Annotated in this window: 1 protein-coding gene; it reads right to left on the bottom strand. The window is 54.8% G+C overall.

Going from position 1 to position 420, the window contains the following annotated elements:
• A partial coding sequence (locus B7P34_RS36315) for a hypothetical protein (protein WP_223268638.1) occupies window positions 1-402 on the bottom strand: 402 nt, incomplete at its 3' end.
• Window positions 403-420 lie beyond the last annotated feature (18 nt).

The following is a 420-nucleotide window of genomic DNA, read 5'->3' as shown; positions in this document are numbered from 1 at the left end:
AGCCTTCACCGTGCGTTCGCCATCGGCGTCATACCAGTAATTGGAGACAAAGCCGTTGTCATCGATAGCCGTCAGACGGTTCTCTTCGTCCCAGAGAAGCTTGCGCTCGTTCATTTGGGGCGTCGTGCTGCCATCCGACTTCGTGCGGCTCGTATTGACATAGATCAGATTGCCGTTGGCATCATACGTATAGGCGTGGCTGTTCTTGTCTTTGGCTCCGGGCGCTCCCTCGGTGCGGTAGTTGTCGTCCGCCACCGTGGCGAGTTGGAACTTCTTGCCCGTATCCTTGCCATAGGTGTAGGCCAAATCATAGCCGGCTGAAAGCAATCCGTCGAACTGAACGCCTGACTGACTGATATGCTGCCTCTTGGAGGTGATGCGGTGCATATTGTCGTACTTCATCGTAAGCTCATAAGCTGC

The organism is Streptosporangium nondiastaticum (assembly GCF_003011965.1).
Classification (GTDB): domain Bacteria; phylum Actinomycetota; class Actinomycetes; order Streptomycetales; family Streptomycetaceae; genus Streptomyces; species Streptomyces nondiastaticus.
This window is presented reverse-complemented; position numbering and strand designations above follow the sequence as displayed.